Source organism: Candidatus Cardinium hertigii (genome assembly GCF_003788695.1).
Genome location: NZ_RARA01000024.1, coordinates 24,017 through 41,041, shown reverse-complemented (window position 1 = coordinate 41,041; position 17,025 = coordinate 24,017). Strand labels below are relative to the sequence as shown.

General features: G+C 36.8%; 9 protein-coding genes. 8 read left to right on the top strand and 1 reads right to left on the bottom strand.

Translation table 11 applies throughout. The features are described 5' to 3' along the window. The first annotated feature begins 764 nt into the window (after positions 1-764). From EDM02_RS02630 to thrS, 8 genes are all read left to right on the top strand, one after another. The gene (locus EDM02_RS02630; RefSeq protein ID WP_123662849.1) at positions 765-2,672 is read left to right on the top strand and encodes a hypothetical protein; all 1,908 of its coding nucleotides are present in this window, start codon (positions 765-767) and stop codon (positions 2,670-2,672) included. A gap of 685 nt (positions 2,673-3,357) precedes the next feature. Further along, the gene (gene ppa / locus EDM02_RS02625) at positions 3,358-3,885 is read left to right on the top strand and encodes an inorganic diphosphatase (protein ID WP_123662847.1); all 528 of its coding nucleotides are present in this window, start codon (positions 3,358-3,360) and stop codon (positions 3,883-3,885) included. 50 nt (positions 3,886-3,935) lie between these two features. Further along, the gene (locus EDM02_RS02620) at positions 3,936-6,443 is read left to right on the top strand and encodes a DNA gyrase/topoisomerase IV subunit A (RefSeq protein ID WP_123662844.1); all 2,508 of its coding nucleotides are present in this window, start codon (positions 3,936-3,938) and stop codon (positions 6,441-6,443) included. A gap of 261 nt (positions 6,444-6,704) precedes the next feature. Further along, complete coding sequence (locus EDM02_RS02615) at positions 6,705-7,364, top strand: hypothetical protein (RefSeq protein WP_123662842.1); 660 nt, start codon at positions 6,705-6,707, stop codon at positions 7,362-7,364. A gap of 138 nt (positions 7,365-7,502) precedes the next feature. Then, positions 7,503-8,297: a hypothetical protein gene (locus tag EDM02_RS02610; protein WP_221179598.1), complete on the top strand. Its 795-nt coding sequence runs from the start codon at positions 7,503-7,505 to the stop codon at positions 8,295-8,297. 253 nt (positions 8,298-8,550) lie between these two features. Continuing rightward, positions 8,551-9,060 (top strand): porin family protein, encoded by a 510-nt coding sequence (locus EDM02_RS02605; protein WP_123662839.1) that lies wholly within the window; start codon positions 8,551-8,553, stop codon positions 9,058-9,060. A 17-nt stretch (positions 9,061-9,077) separates the two neighbouring features. After that, positions 9,078-9,260, top strand: a complete 183-nt coding sequence (locus tag EDM02_RS02600) for a hypothetical protein (protein WP_123662837.1) — start codon at positions 9,078-9,080, stop codon at positions 9,258-9,260. A 99-nt stretch (positions 9,261-9,359) separates the two neighbouring features. Continuing rightward, positions 9,360-11,312 carry a threonine--tRNA ligase gene (gene thrS, locus EDM02_RS02595; protein ID WP_260215030.1) on the top strand — a complete coding sequence of 651 codons (1,953 nt, stop codon included), beginning with the start codon at positions 9,360-9,362 and terminating at the stop codon, positions 11,310-11,312. Positions 11,313-12,310: 998 nt separating this feature from the next. Here thrS and rpoC read toward each other — a convergent pair. Beyond that, positions 12,311-16,621: a DNA-directed RNA polymerase subunit beta' gene (gene rpoC / locus EDM02_RS02585; protein WP_123662833.1), complete on the bottom strand. Its 4,311-nt coding sequence runs from the start codon at positions 16,619-16,621 to the stop codon at positions 12,311-12,313. Positions 16,622-17,025 lie beyond the last annotated feature (404 nt).

Genomic DNA, 17,025 nt, shown 5'->3' with positions numbered 1-17,025 from the left:
AAAAAAGTAGCCAAAAAAAATCAAGCGCTGGTGAACAAAGCTGTTGAAAATTTCAGTCTGAAAGCTGAAAATCAAAACTCGCCCTTCCTACGGTTACTCAATGGATTTGGGAAGCTGGCAAGGCGCTCGAGGGTGAAGCGCACGCAGCATAGTACCCACTATGCGAGTACACTGAATCCCGAAGCGGAACGCAGCCAGCTTTTCAAAGACGAAGAGTAGGCTCAAACAGGCTGATTTTCTACTACCTTTCAGACTAAAATTTTCTAATCACAGCTTTGTTCAAGGCGCGTTTTTATGATTTTGCATTATTGTGCTATTTCTAATTGGTACGAACAGGGATACGCATAGGCCACATCACTGAACGGATACAAGCAAAGATATAGCGTACAACAGACCAGATTGGTTAAAAAAACTGTTAAATACGTAAAAATATTTGGATATTTATAATAATTTGCTTAAAATTGTGAGTTCCATTTACAATACCACCTAAAATTTTAGGCATTTTAGGTGGATATATAGATACCATCTAGGTGGATATATAATAAACACTTGATTATAAAATTTATTATATAAATCTATGCCTTGATTACATAACAACATTATGCAAATTATGCAAAAGCATTACGGTTATGGCTGATACTGATTTCAATGTTTGGCTTACTCGACTGGTATCGGATCGGCTTAGCACTTTTGCCTTTTGTTGCGTGTTGAATTTATAATCTACCATTTTATCATAATACTAAATATATAAAATAAAACTAAATATGCAAATGAAAAATTCTTTTACTAATATGGTTGTACCTGCTTTTTTTATGTTTAATTTTTCTTGCGTTGATAATAAGCATAAAGCAGTTATGCAAGAATTAAAAATACTCCGCGAAAACCAAAAAGATATGCAACAGACGATAGAGCGCTTATCGGCCATGCGTATAGATGAAGTACTGGAGGATGTTTTACAACGGCTTAAGAAGATACAAGAAATAGATATAAAAGAGCTATTGGATACGTCATTGGCAACCTTTAAAGGAGAAATAAGCCAGGATATGGCAAAATTAAAGGAAGGGATCAGCCAAGATATGGCAAAATTAAAAGAAGAGGTAGACATGTTGCCTTATTATATGCCTAGTCTAGGACCATTACAGCAGTTGATAGAGGGGTATAAACAGCAACAAATACCTTCTAATCAATTAAAAGGATTAATTGAGGAAGCATTAGCAGGAGTTAGTTCAAAGATCATTTCAAAGATCATGGGTAATAGACAATCATTTAAGGATATAATAAAAAATTTAAAAAAGTGTATCCTCGATGATGATGATGATGATGATGATGATGATGATGATGATTATGATGATAAAAATAAAAGTTTATTAAAAAAATTAGCAAAAAAAATGAAGCTAAAATATAATGAAATTTTTAATAACAATAATGGAATTTTGGAAGGAATAAATACCTCACTCACGAAACTGTCTGAGGAAATAAAAAATAAAAATATTCACATAGAAAATGTACAAAGTAAGGTAAATGATTTAGAAAATTGTTTAAAAACTTTAGAAGGGAAATGTAAAGATTTAACAGATCTATTTGATAATCTGGTAGAAAGTGTATCATCAATAGAACAAGAAAATATATTTTCTTTAAAAACTGATGTGCTTGCTTTACAAAAATCAATTAAGGAGAGTGCGGGTGATTTAGAGGAATTACGCAATGATAATAAAAAAAATTTACCTAAAGCTACGGTATCACAAACCATTACGAAAATTATAAAAATCGTAAACCCTATGAGAATAGGACTAGGAAAAGTTATTAAGAGACGTGGCCTATCCAGAAAGCATTACAATACGTTAAAAAATTTAGACAAGGGGTTGGATACTAGTATAAAATTACTCAGAACTTCAGCTGATTATATCATCAATGATAATGATGAAAGTCTTAGACCTTCAACAAGTGTTGTAGGAAATGCATCTTCTAGCTCAATCGGGCCATTTTTGTCCATTAACAATATCTCCCAAGTTCCAGTTTCTTGTATACCTAAACCTATTAGGCCTAAGAATCCTGTTCCTGGTGCTAGCTCAAGTTCGTTTGTTAATATTAATGATGGTAGTAATAAAGAGAACCAACTTCATGCCTCTCAATCTGTATCCCTTCCTAATCAGGGTAATACATCTTATATAATAAATTATCTAAAAGATGTTTTAAATAAAAAAATAATGGGTAAGAAACTAGGATCCACCCAATCGGTTCATTTGAAGGAGATTGAAAAAAATTACCAAAGTGCCTTATCTGCATTGGCTACTAAACTTTCTTCCGCATACCACGACGAGACCAATACCCAGGATAAGAAGATTGCTTTAAGAAAAGTAATAGAAGAAAAAAATAAATCTTTATCTATATCTTATGAAGAATTTCAAAATATCATAAAAAATTATGAATATGAAAATAAAAAATACACAGAAAAAGTAGAAGCAGCCAAAGAAAATAAAAAAGAAAGTGTAAAAACATCCTATAAAAATTTATTAAAAATTATACGACCTCTAGAAATAGAAAATAAAATACGATTAGGCATCGTATTAGGCAACGTGGTTAATACTATTGAAGATTACATAAACACCGAAATTAATAATTATAAAGAGAAAACAATTATGAAATGTTTTATAATAAATTTATATAAATAAAAGAGTAAGAACAAAGGTTAGCCTAATCCCATAAGGAAGAGCTAACTTATTATCTAATTTGCTGCGTTCTGGGGCCGTTGCAACGGCCTGCTTTGATGTATAGAGATAGTTTATACTGATTTTCACCAAGTATCTCATTCCTCTTTGTTGATTTTTTTTACCTTGCTATTGACGCTGATTGCTTGTAAATAGCTGAATAGTAGCAGCTTCTATGGCTTTACCATTTATTAATGCTTTATGGATATCCGTGCAAACAGAAATGCGCCTTGAAAAAACTGTGGAAAGAAAAGAAAGGAAAAAAATCAAAAGAAAATCATTTTGTCTGAGCTCCGTAGGAGCGAGATTTGATTTTCGGTTTTTTTCCTTTCTTTTCAACAGCTTTTTTCACCAGCGCTTGATTTTTTTTGGCTACTTTTTTTGATCAAGCAAAAAAAGTAGCTTTAACTTTATTTTAAAAAAATAGTTTTAAAAAAAATGGATAAAATCATCAATCATTAAATATTAGCCATTTGCCATAATCTATAAAAAATATGGCTACCACGCAAGTGAACGGATAATTCTATTTGCCTCTTGATTCATAACAATTTTGTAGATTACGGTTTGCGTATGGTCAATATATGTAATATGTAAGCCAGCACGCATGTTGATGAACTGTAACTAATTTAAATATACAATACATATTGTTATGAATATAGAAAAGATAACATTAGGAGATAATTTCCCCAATGATATGCATGTAATCATTGAAATACCGATGCATCATAATCCTGTAAAGTATGAAATGGATAAAGCCTCTGGTGCTTTATTTGTGGATAGATTTATCTCAACGGCCATGTATTACCCTTGTAACTATGGATTTGTACCCCATACCCGTTCTGGTGATGGAGATCCTTCTGATGTTTTGGTAATCACTAGTTGGCCTATTATGCCTGGTGTGGTAATTAAAACTAGACCTATTGGCGTACTATTGATGGAAGATGAAGCGGGACCTGATGAAAAAATTATTGCCCTACCTACCCAAAAAGCAGCGCCTGAGTTTGCGTATATGGAAGATATTGAACAAATCGATCCCCTTTTAAAAGGACGTATTATGCATTTTTTTAGCCACTATAAAGATTTAGAAAATGAAAAATGGGTAAAAATAAAGGGATTTGAGGGGAAAGAAAAAGCCGTAGCATTGTTAATGGAGGCGGTCCAAAGAGCTAAAAAATAAAAGCTTTCCAAAATGGTTAATAAGCTACCAACTGGCGCTATTTTACGATTATGAAGGAAGAAGCATATGGTCTAGTGCCTAGTTTGCAGGATGGAACTAAGGCAGCAGGTGTGCCTCCTATGGAGGTGATGTATAAGCATTGGTTTTTAGCATACGCTTCTTACGTAATCTTAGAGCGTGCCATACCTGCTATTGAAGATGGTCTTAAACCTGTTCAGCGCCGAATTCTCCATGCCATGTACCTTATTGATGATGGTCGTTACAATAAGGTGGCTAATATTGTAGGACAAACCATGCAATACCACCCCCATGGGGATGCCTCTATTGCAGAAGCTATTGTAGGAATGGGCCAAAAAGAATTATTAATAGATACGCAAGGTAATTGGGGAGACGTGCGTACAGGGGATAGTGCGGCTGCTGCACGTTATATAGAAGCCCGGCTTTCGCCAGTGGGTAAAGAAATGCTTTATAGCCCACAGATTACAACATGGCAGCTCTCTTATGATGGTAGAAAACAGGAGCCCCGTACCCTACCTGTTAAGTTCCCTTTGTTACTGGTACAGGGTGCTGAGGGCATTGCGGTGGGGCTCACTACCAAAATTTTACCCCATAATTTTATAGAACTGGTAGAGGCATCTATTGATCTACTCAAGGGCAAAGCGGTTACCTTATGGCCAGATTTTGCTACTGGTGGATCGGTAGACTGTACGCATTATCAGGCAGGCCAAAGAGGAGGGAAGGTTCGTGTGCGTGCTACTATAGTAATCCGTGATAAACAAACATTGGTCATAACGCAAATACCTTACGGGACTACTACGATCAGTTTAATCGATTCCATTTTAAAAGCACATGAAAAAGGTAAAATAAAAATTAAAAATGTCACGGACAATACTGCAGAAAATGTTGAAATACTGGTTAATTTACTTCCTAACCAGTGGGCAGAAACCGTGGTAGATGCACTCTATCTTTTTACAGATTGTGAAGTAAGTTATGCCACTAATGCTTGTGTGATTCAAGATGAGAAGCCCGTTTTTCTAACGGTCAATACATTATTAGCTTATACGGTAGACCGTACTACTGCTTTATTGGAACAAGAGCTACAACTAGCCCAAAAGGCTTTAGAAGAAAAATTACTTTTTGCCAGTTTAGAGCAAATTTTTATAAAAAATCGTATCTACAGAGCGATAGAAGCATGTAAAACTTGGGAAAGTGTTTTAATAACCATAGCAGACCATCTGAAGCCCTATGCAACTGATTTGTATAGGTCTATTGTAGAAGATGATATTATTCGATTAACAGAGATTAAGATCAAGCGCATTTCGCAGTATGACAGCTTGCGTGCGCAGGAAATATTGATGCAGCTTCAAACAGATTTAGCCACTACTATACACCATTTAGCTAATGTAAAGGATTACACCATAGCTTGGTATGCTAAATTGCTTGAAAAATATGGCAAAGGTCGAGAAAGAAAAACCATTTTGACCCGTTTCGATCCCATTCAACGGCATGAAGTAACCATAAAAAACCAGGGCTTGTATGTAAACCGTAAGCAAGGCTTTATAGGGTATGGACTTAAATCAGAAGAATTTGTATCGGCTTGTTCAGATATGGATGATGCCATCGTTATTCGAAAAGATGGCACATGCATCATTACTAAAATCACAGATAAGGTTTTTGTAGGGAAAGACATTATACATACCGCTATGTATGAAAAGGGAGAGACCAGGCGCTGTTATAATCTTATCTATGTAGATGGCGCTACGGGTATTACCTTTGCAAAACGTTTTCAGGTATTGGGTATCACACGGGATAAAACCTATAAGGTAACGTCAGGTACAGCTGGTACTAGCATACTTTATTTGAGCGATAATCCTAATGGAGAGGCAGAAACGCTTACCATTTTACTCTCTCCTATCAGCAGCGCTATTAACAAAAAAATTATCTTTAATTTTGCTAATGTATCCATAAAGGGCCGTTCTGCTAAGGGGAATATCCTGACCAAACATTCCATTTATAAAGTTCAGCTCAAAGAGCAAGGTATTTCTACCTTAGCAGAAATTGAGCTATGGTACGATAAAGGTACCGGTCGCGTTGCACATAATGGTCGGGGACAATTATTGGGTTCTTTTGGTCCTACAGACAAAATACTTTTGGTGTTTAAGGAAGGGTACTATCTCTTAACTACCTATCCACTAACTTTGCAACTAGATCCTACTAGCGTTGTGCTTATAGAGCCATTACAAGGTTCCCCTTTGCTTTCAGTTGTGTATCGTATACAAAAAAAATATTTTGTAAAACGTTTTATAATAGATAAACAGGTTTTAGATAAGAAATACCACCTATTCTTTTTAGAGTCAGATACTGCTAAGGTAATGTTAGCTACTTCTTCCCTAAAACCTACCTTACAATTGCATTATTTGGTGCATCCTCCTACTACTAGTAACGATAAGCAATCGATTTTGTATGATTTGGAGAAAATTGCTATTAAAACCATTAAAGCCAAAGGGACCCTACTTTCTAAATATATGATTACACAAGTAGATTTTTGGAATGCATAATGGTATATTACACAAAAATGCATTATATTTACCTATATAGATTTCGTTATTTGTATTTTAGAGCGGAGGTGAGAGATAATATAGAGCGAAGTTGAGATAATAATAAAATCTATCTTAATCTTACTTACTGTAGGCTATTGAGCTATCTCTGTAGTCTGTAGCTGTTGAGTTGTGGGTTGTAACTGTAGGAGCACTATAACGATTTAGTATAGTAGGAAGTAAGCTTGTGTCAGATCAGAAAGGATCTTTAAATATATTTTTATGAATATTTTTATGATAAAATTGCGTGTAACGTTATCGGCTACTTTAGCCATATCTTCCTTTTTTTTCTTGTCCGGCTTGTCCGGTTGTGGTGATGAAAAGTCTGAGCGCGGGTTATATACCCATCCGCAAGGCCATCCAGTTAGGGATACAAGTCCAGTTCCTGAAAAACAAATTGCTAACGTTAAGCCGCTGCACTTTGATAGGGATACAAGCCCAGTTCCTGAAAAACAAATTGCTAACGTTAAGCCGCTGCATTTTGATAAAGATAACCCAGATCAGGCTTGTTTAAAAATATTGTTATATGCAGATCGCAAAGAAATAAGTAATAAGATAAAGTCTAATCCTGTGCTATTGAATAGCTATCGTAACTATATGGGATGTGATCCGACGGGTGAGGATATCGGCAATTGCCTACTGGCTGCTTCTGTCTTTTTTACGGAAGCTGATAGGCTAGTGATAGAGCTAGGGAAAAAGGCAACGCATCCTGCTTTTGAGGTTATGCTTGATTTTAGGGCATTTATTGCCAATAAACTTGCTTTGAGATACAAAGTAAATTTGGATGCTCCGGTAGATCAATATGCACTGGAGTGTTGGAATGCATTTAAAAACGATCTAAAACAACTCACAACCGTAATTAGTAAAATTATGAACGTCTAAATGCACAATTAATAAATATTGATTATGTATTATTAGTGGATAGCGTTCCAATCGAATAGGCCATACGCTAAATAATAACCAATGTATAAAAGCACATCTACTGTGTACATAAAAATATAATATAACACCTTACATATAATGAAAAAGATACAAAAAATTGCAGCATGCGTTATGTTATTGGCATCATTGTTAAGCCATGAACCAAACTTTGCGATAGAGGAGCCCAACTTATCTCCGGATGAAGAAAATAGCTTTTTCGCTAAAAATAAAGAATGTCCCTGGTATTTTGGCCTCAAAGGTTGGGGTAAGTTAAAACAACAAGCCATTGAAAATGATTGGGGCGTGGGTATAGAAAGTGGAATTGGTCCTTTTGTAGAATGGCATCCTCTAAATGGAATGGGTATTCAAACTGGATTGCTTTATAGTTACCATTATCTTCTTCCGGTAGTACAAGTTATGCTAGATAAGGAACGACTATTAGGTACAGGCTTATGGCCTATTAAAGATAATGCTGCTGATATGCTTAAGAGTTTTAAGTGGGATGAAAATGTATTGACCAGTGATGTACATAAAGTTACTTTTCATGCCATTAGTGTACCATTATATTTGCGGTTGTATCCAGAAAAAACGCGTCAGTTGGCATTGTATGGGGGACCTCGTTTGGTTGTAGCGTGGGGTGCAGAAAAATGCAAAATTTGGCATATGAATACCTCTAATCTAAAGTATAAGCTACAGCAGCGAGGCCTGCTAGATAAAAATCTTTTGAGTGATCTTTTCGCCCATACGCCTGGTGGACCAAGTCAAACCGTTGATTTAAATATGATTTGGAACTGGGATTTGGGATTTGAGTTTAATGGAAAAAATGGATTTATATTAGGTATCAATGGTTGGGGTCTTGTGTTGGGTTATGATTGCAGTCGGTTATTTGTTTAAAAATAGTTTGCGTCGGGGAACATCACTTATGCACTGTTTTGGGTTAATTTTTTCTGTTTGAATACATTATATGGGTATTTGTTCACTTGCGTAGTAGCCATATTTTATAGATTACAAAAAACGGATATTTATATGGTTACAGAAAGCATAATAAATTAGAAATATAAACATATAAAACGTATGTTTACATAAACAGTATGAATCGTATATATTAACATTTTTAAATTCTTGAATTTTTAAATTTTTAATTCAAATGACAAAGATACTTAAAGGCATTGTAGTGTTTATTATAACAGTGTTATTTGGGAACCATGAACCCGCTTTCAGTACAGAACCTATTGATCATTTGGATCAACAAAATAATTCTATTGCTACAAATGAACCTTCCACCTTACATTTTGGTATAAAAGGCTGGGGTAAGCTTTATATAAGATATCTTACTAATAAAATGGGCAATCCCCTCGATAACATAGTCCTTGGTCCCGAATACGCCATTGGTTCTTTTATAGAATGGCATCCTATAGATTGGTTTGGTATGCAAACTGGATTAATATATAGTATAAATGAGCTTACGGAGGACTACACACCATTAAGCTTATTAGGTGCAACGCAGTCTGTTCCAACAAATCGTATTGAATTTGGTGCAGTTAATTTGCCACTATATTTTCGATTTTATCTAGGGGAGAAGGGCAATTCGTATTATACGGAGGAGGACGTGCTATATGGGCTCATAATGTTAGAAAAAGCTATAATAATAATATAAATCACTATAATATCTCTGTGCCACCAGACTGGCAAAAGGGGTTTAAACTTAATCCTGATGAATCAGAAAGCCGGTTGGTTGAGATTGCTAATGGCAAGTTTGATTGGACTTTAGATTTTGGGTTTGAATATATCAAGAATGGCTTTATAATAGGTATAAATGGATTGGGGTTGGCCTTGGGTTATGATTTTATGCGCTAATGTACGTATGTAACGGGTTAGCCTAAGCCAAATAGCGTAGCTTTGCATACTGCTGTCTTACACGATCATTGGAAGATAATTGGAAAATATAGTGAAGTCATGTACAACAATGATCCAAACCAAATGATTACTATTGTAGTTGATACTATTCCACAACAATTTCCAAAAGGTATTACGGGTTTGCAAATTGCCCATCAAATCGATCTGCCATTTATACAAAGTGTTTTAGCACTGCAGGTTAATGGTGTAACCTATGATTTAATGCGTGCTATTGAAGTGGATGCAACTATTCGGTTTCTTACCTGGGATGATCAGGAGGGCAAACAGCTGTTTTGGCATTCTTCTGCCTACCTTTTGGCTTCAGCTTTAACCATACTTTATCCGGATATTAAATTAGGTATAGGATCCGCTATTGATCAAGGGTTTTACTACGATGTAGATATAGGGATACATGCATCTGATGGCCTAAACATAGAAGCCATAGAAAAAAAAATCTTGGCATTAGCGTCACGCAAGGAGCCTTTTATTCGTCAAACGCTTGCTAAGCAGGAAGCAGTTGATTTTTTTGCTAACCAAAAAAACGCCTATAAGTTGGAATTAGTAGAAGGGCTTGAAGAGCACACGATTACCTTTTATCAGCAGGGAAATTTTATAGATGTATGTAGAGGCCCTCATTTGCCCCATACCGGATTTATTAAGGCCGTTCGTATTTTAAATATGGGTGGAGCTTATTGGCTTGGCAATGAAAAAAATAAACAACTAACCCGTATTTATGGTATTACCTTCCCCGAAAAAAAAGCGTTAACTACGTTTCTAACGTTACGAGAAGAGGCAAAAAAACGCAACCATCAAAAAATAGGCAAAGCGCTTGGACTTTTTACTTTTTCTGAAAAAGTAGGTCTGGGATTACCCCTTTGGTTACCCAAAGGGGCCTTATTGTGTGACACTTTGGTGCAGTTTCTTAAAAAAGAACAAACTAAGCGAGGTTATCAGCCTGTTATAACGCCTCATATTGGTCACAAAGCGCTCTACATTACTTCTGGCCATTATGATAAATATAAGGAGGATTGTTTTCAACCCATTTGTACAGCTGAATCAGATGAGACGTATCTGTTAAAACCGATGAATTGTCCCCATCATTGTGAAATTTATAACAGTGAGCCCCGTTCCTACAAAGATCTACCTTTGCGTTTGGCAGAGTTTGGAACCGTTTATCGCTATGAACTACATGGGGCCCTACATGGGTTGACACGTACACGTTCTTTTACCCAGGATGATGCCCATATTTTTTGCTGCCCAGATCAAGTACGAGAGGAGTTTGCAGCTGTAATAGATTTGGTGTTATACGTGTTTGGTATATTTCATTTTACCAATTATACCGCTTGCCTCTCTTTTAGAGATCAAAATAGTGATGCGTATATAGGTAGGTCAGCGGATTGGGATCTGGCAGAGCAAGCCATTCAAGAAGTTACACAAGAGAAAGGTTTACAAACGATTTGTGCTATGGGTGAAGCTGCTTTTTACGGTCCTAAGGTAGATTTTATTGTACAAGATGCTTTGGGACGGAAATGGCAATTGGGTACGGTGCAGTTGGATTACCAACTGCCTATGCGGTTTGGTCTTTCTTATATAGGTGCTGATGGCCAGAAGCATACACCTGTAATGATTCATCGAGCACCATTTGGTTCTTTGGAACGTTTTATTGCTATTCTTATTGAGCAAACGGGAGGTAATTTTCCCTTATGGTTGGCACCAGAACAAGTAGCCTTATTATCCCTTTCGGACAAGCATAATGTCTATGCTATGGATGTCCATCAAATGTTGCTAGAAAGAGGTGTGCGCAGTGTGCTGGATCTACGTAATGAAACGATTGGAAAAAAAGTTCGGGATACCACATTGCGCAAAGTTCCTTATATACTCGTTGTAGGCGACAAAGAAATGATGGATAAGACCCTTTCCGTTCGGAAGCGAGGTGTACCCACAAACATTCCTGTAAATGATTTTATTGAACAGGTTTGTGCGGAAATACTTACTATGGAGGCTTCCCTTTAGTGGCAGGTAAGAAGAAAATTTTGGTGTCCGTTCATTCAATGGCGTCAACTTAAGGCAATTCATGATTAGCCTACCCTCCTATTCTAATTGGTTATCAATAACAGCTAAACCTTAAGTTGACGCCATTGTCCGTTCATTTGCGTGGCAGAAATGTTTTTAATTTAATTATTTAATTACTAAATTATTCGTTACTTTTTTGCTTGATAAAAAAGTAACCAAAAAAATCAAGCGCTGGTGAAAAAAGCTGTTAAAAGTTTAGTCTGCAAGCTGAAAATCAGAACTCGCCCAGACCTGCGGCCTAGGGCTCAAACAGTACGCATAGGCCACACCACTGAACGGATACATTAGGTATTAGAAATCAAACCGTATATTAGGCATTGCTGTTATGATAGGATTAAACCTTACCTTTCTCCCACGCAGCAACTCCTGCCGGATCTCTTTCCGATTTAGCCAATTCCGTAGGCTCGCTTGGATTTTCCGAAACTCCTGACAGGCCTTCGCGTCCTGCTTCCAATTCTTGGGGGGCTCCTCCGGAAACAACCTATGATCATACAGGTCAGTCCACACGGAACACCACACTTGCAGATTATTCTCCAGGAGACNTTCTTCTGTTGCTGCTCCTATTCCTCCTCCACCTCCTCCTGAAGCAGGATTTATTTTTATTTCGCCCTTACTGTCTTTCTTTTCATCCTTATTATCTTTCTTTCCAGATTGATTCTTTTCAACATGATTATGGCTTCTATTGCCGATTTTACTGCCCCCACAATTACTTGCTAATACCACTACAGAAAGAAACCATAATGGTGCAACTTCTTTTTTTAGATTTTTATTTTGCATATATTTGCATATAGATAGCGCTTGATTTTTTTTGGCTACTTTTTTGCTTGATCAAAAAAGTAGCTTTAAAAAAGTAGCTTTAAAAAGTAGCTTTTCGCTATAATCTACAAAATATTTCTGCCACGCAAATGAACGGATAATTAAATTTATTTAAAACCTCCTTAGTTATTACCACTCATAACTTCTGCTACATGGGTTTTAGCACCCACCAAAGCATCATATTCTTTTTTAGAAGTTACTACCAATTTTCTATATTTTTGCATACCTGTTCCGGCAGGAATCAAATGACCGGCAATAATATTTTCTTTTAACCCTTTTAACTTGTCATATTTAGCACTAATAGCAGCATCACTCAATACTTTAGATGTTTCTTGGAAAGAAGCTGCGGACAAGAAGCTTTCCGTGGCCAAAGAAGTTTGGGTTATACCTTGTAACCTTGGCTGGGCAATAGCCAATTCTACTACTCTTGCCTGCACAACCGCCAATCCTTGTTGTTGCAGTTTTTCATTTTCTTGTAGTAACCTACGATGGGGAACAAACTGCCCTAATTTAAATAATTTAGAATCCCCCAGCTCTATAATAATATACTGATCACGAATTCTATCATTCTCCTCAAAGAATTTAACCTTATCAATAATTTGCCCGTGCAATAAAGTAGTATCCCCTGGATCAATCACTTCTACCTTACGCATCATTTGCTTAATGATGATTTCAATATGTTTATTATTAATTTTCTCACCTTGTAAGCGATATACGCTTTGTAATTCATTTAAAATATATTCTTGCGCTACTACTGGCCCTTTGGTTACCAAAAGATCGGAAGCAGCTACAGCTCCATCTGTGATCAGCTCCCCTACTTTAACGTAGTCATTGTCTTGAACCAAGATATGTTTAGACAATGGTATCATATACTTAACCTGTATGCCTTCTTTGGACTCAATAATAATGGTCCTGTTTCCTCTTTTAATGCCACCATAGGTAACAATTCCACTCAATTCACTAATAAAAGCAGTATTAGCAGGTTTTCTAGCCTCAAAAAGCTCCACGACACGCGGCAAACCACCGGTAATGTCACGAGATTGATTAATGATACGCGGAACCTTAGCCAACACTTCTCCTTTGTAGACTTTATCCCCTATTTCTACTGCCAGCTGGGCCTTAATAGGAAGCGAATAAGAAGCAACTGTTTTATTATTTACATCGCGTAAAACAATACTTGGATGCTTTGTCTTATCCCTAGACTCAATCATAACCTTTGCCTTACGACCTGTTTGCTCGTCAAACTCCTCCTGATACGTAATGCCTTCCTCAAGATCTAGGAAGCTGACCAACCCATCTTGAGTAGCCAACAAGACCACATTGTAAGGATCCCAATGGTAAAGTTCTTGATCATAGCTTACTTGTTGATTATTTTTTACCTTAAGATGTGCACCATATGGTATATGCGTGCTCATTAATATTTTTTTTGTAATAGGATTTATAATCTTCAGTTCAGAAGAACGACTCATGACTACTTCAACCATTTCTCCATTTTCGTCTGAATAGTGGGTAACCATAAGTTCTTCAAAATGTATAGTACCTGCATACTTTGCTTTGACCTTAGACTCAACTACAATATTAGAAGCAATACCCCCTACTTGGAAAGTTCTCATAGTAAGCTGCGTACCAGGCTGTCCAATAGATTGGGCAGCAATCACGCCTACCGCTTCACCTACTGATACCGTATTACAGGTAGCTAAATTTCTACCATAACATTTTACACAAACCCCTTGAGACAAATCACAAGTCAACACAGAACGTATAAATATCTCGTCTATGCCAGCTGCTTCTATTTTGGAAGCCATTTGCTCATTAATTTCACTACCACGATGGATCAATAATGCTCCTGTTTTAGGATCAATTACATCATCCACAACCACACGACCCAATACCCGTTCTGCAAGCGATTCCACCACTCTATTTTCAACTTGTACAGCTTGTACAGTAATGCCCTTGATGGTACCACAATCTTCCATAATTACGGTTAAATCTTGCGATACATCTACTAATCTTCTGGTTAAATATCCAGCATCCGCTGTTTTTAAAGCGGTATCGGCTAACCCCTTTCTGGCACCGTGCGTAGAAATAAAATACTCAATTACATTCAACCCCTCTTGGAAATTAGAAATAATGGGATGTTCAATAATTTCTCCTACTGCACCTTGTGTGCTTTTTTTAGGCCTAGTAATCAACCCTTTCATTCCTCCTAATTGACGAACCTGCTCACGGGAACCCCTTGCGCCAGAACTCATCATCATGTAAACAGAATTAAAGGAATGTTGATCTTGTTCCAGCTGCTCCATCAGTTCATTGGTAATACGCGTATTGGTTCTGGTCCAAACGTCAATAACTTGGTTATACCTTTCATTATCGGTTATCAAGCCTAGCATGTAATTATCCCCAATCGATTCTACCTCTTCAGTGGCTTGTGCAATAAGTAAACTTTTAGTCGCTGGTATTTTAACATCATCTAACCCAATGGTCATTCCCGCTTTGAATGCTGCTTCAAAACCCAATGTTTTAATGTTATCTAAAAATTTAACGGTAGCTACCGTACCAAATTTGCTGTACATATCTGATACAATGCGTTGCATATTCCTAACATTAAGCGTTTCATTCACAAATTCCATCCCATCCGGGCAATATTCATTGAATATTACGCGGCCAACTGTAGTTTCCATTAATGTATGTGCAGTCGATCCATCTGCATGCTTTGTAGCCATCCGAAGCTTAATATAGGCGTTTTTAGAAATTTTTTCATGAGCCAATGCCATTAACACTTCTTGCGAAGCATAAAAACACATGCCCTCTCCCAATACACAATCATCCGGCGTACTACGCCTGCCTTTGGTCAAATAATGCAATCCCAAAATCATATCACGTGATGGAATGGTAATAGGCACTCCATTTGAAGGATTTAACACATTGCAAGAGGCTAACATAAGCAACGAAGTCTCGGCAATAGCTTCTTGACAAAGCGGAACATGAACAGCCATTTGGTCACCATCAAAATCAGCATTAAAAGCAGTACATACCAAAGGATGCAATTGAATGGCTTTACCCTCAATCATTTTAGGCTGAAACGCCTGTATACCCAATCGATGAAGGGTGGGTGCTCGATTGAGTAATACTGGATGCCCTTTCAGTACATTTTCCAAGACATCCCAGATAACAGGTTCTTTTTCTTCAATGAGTTTTTTAGCAGCTTTTACCGTTTCTGCTACCCCGCGTTCTATTAATCTGCGGATAATAAAAGGCATAAAGAGCTCAAGCGCCATTTCTTTAGGCAATCCGCACTCATGCAATAAAAGCTCAGGCCCTACTACAATAACAGATCTACCAGAATAATCTACTCGTTTGCCTAGCAAATTCTGCCTAAAACGGCCTTGCTTGCCTTTCAACATATCTGACAAGGATTTCAAAGGTCGAATGCCTTCCGAAGCCACAGAATTTACTTTACGAGAATTATCAAACAAAGAGTCTACTGCTTCCTGTAACATACGCATTTCATTGCGTATGATGATCTGAGGTGCCTTAATATCCAATAGCCTTTTAAGCCTATTATTTCTGATAATAACCCTGCGATACAAATCATTTAAATCAGAAGTAGCAAATTTACCGCCTCCAAGAGAGAAAAGTGGACGCAGCTCGGGAGGGATAACAGGTAATATACGCATCACCATCCACTCTGGACGATTTTCTATTTGTTTATTGGTATCTCTAAACCCCTCTACAATTTTTAGCCTTTTTACAATTTCCAAACGACGCTGTTGAGAGGTATCGTTAAGCAACTGTTCCCTTAGTTCAATGGTAAGTTTTTCTAAATCAAGCATTTTTATAATACGCTCAATCGCTTCTGAACCAATTTGAGCTATAAATTTATGGGGATCTGAGTTGCTCAGTAACTGGTTTTCTGGGGGCAATTGATCTAAAATATCAAGATATTCATCTTCAGATAACAGATCCATAGCGGCTATCCCATTTTCCTGCTTGATACCTGGTTGGATCACTACATACCGTTCATAGTATACAATTTGTTCAACTTTTTTAGTAGGTATGCCAAGTAAATAACTAATCTTACTGGGCAATACCCTAAAATACCAAATATGGGTTACTGGAACTACTAGCTCAATATGCCCAACGCGTTCCCTACGTTGCTTTTTCTCAGCAATCTCGACTCCACACCTATCACATACGATGCCTTTATAGCGAATGCCTTTGTATTTTCCACAATGGCATTCCCAGTCTTTTACAGGACCAAATATACGTTCACAAAACAATCCTTTTGTTTCAGGTTTGTAAGTTCTATAATTAATAGTCTCTGGCAGGGTAACTTCTCCAGATGAACGCGACAAAATCACCTCTGGAGAGGAAAGACTGGCAACAATACCAGAAAACTCAATGGATTGTGAATTATTTTTTCTAAACTTCATAGGGTTAAACTTGTTACACGAGATGTTATGAGATATGAAAAGCTAAAACAAATTCGCTATATATTATGTATCCGTTCACCTGCGTGGCAGCCTTATTTTATAGTATCCTTTCACTTGCGTAGTAGCCATATTTTATAGATTATTGATGATTTTATCCATTTTTTTTAAAAACTACTTCTTTTAAAGCTACTTTTTTTGCTTGATCAAAAAAAGTAGCCAAAAAAAATCAAGCGCTGGTGAACAAAGCTGTTGAAAATTTCAGCCTGAAAGCTGAAAATCAAAACTCGCCCAGGCTTGCAGCCTTGGGCTTAAACAAGTTGATTTTCTACCAGCTTTCAGACTAAAATTTTCTAATCACAGCTTTGTTCAAGGCGCGTTTTTTATGATCTTGTATTTGTTGTACC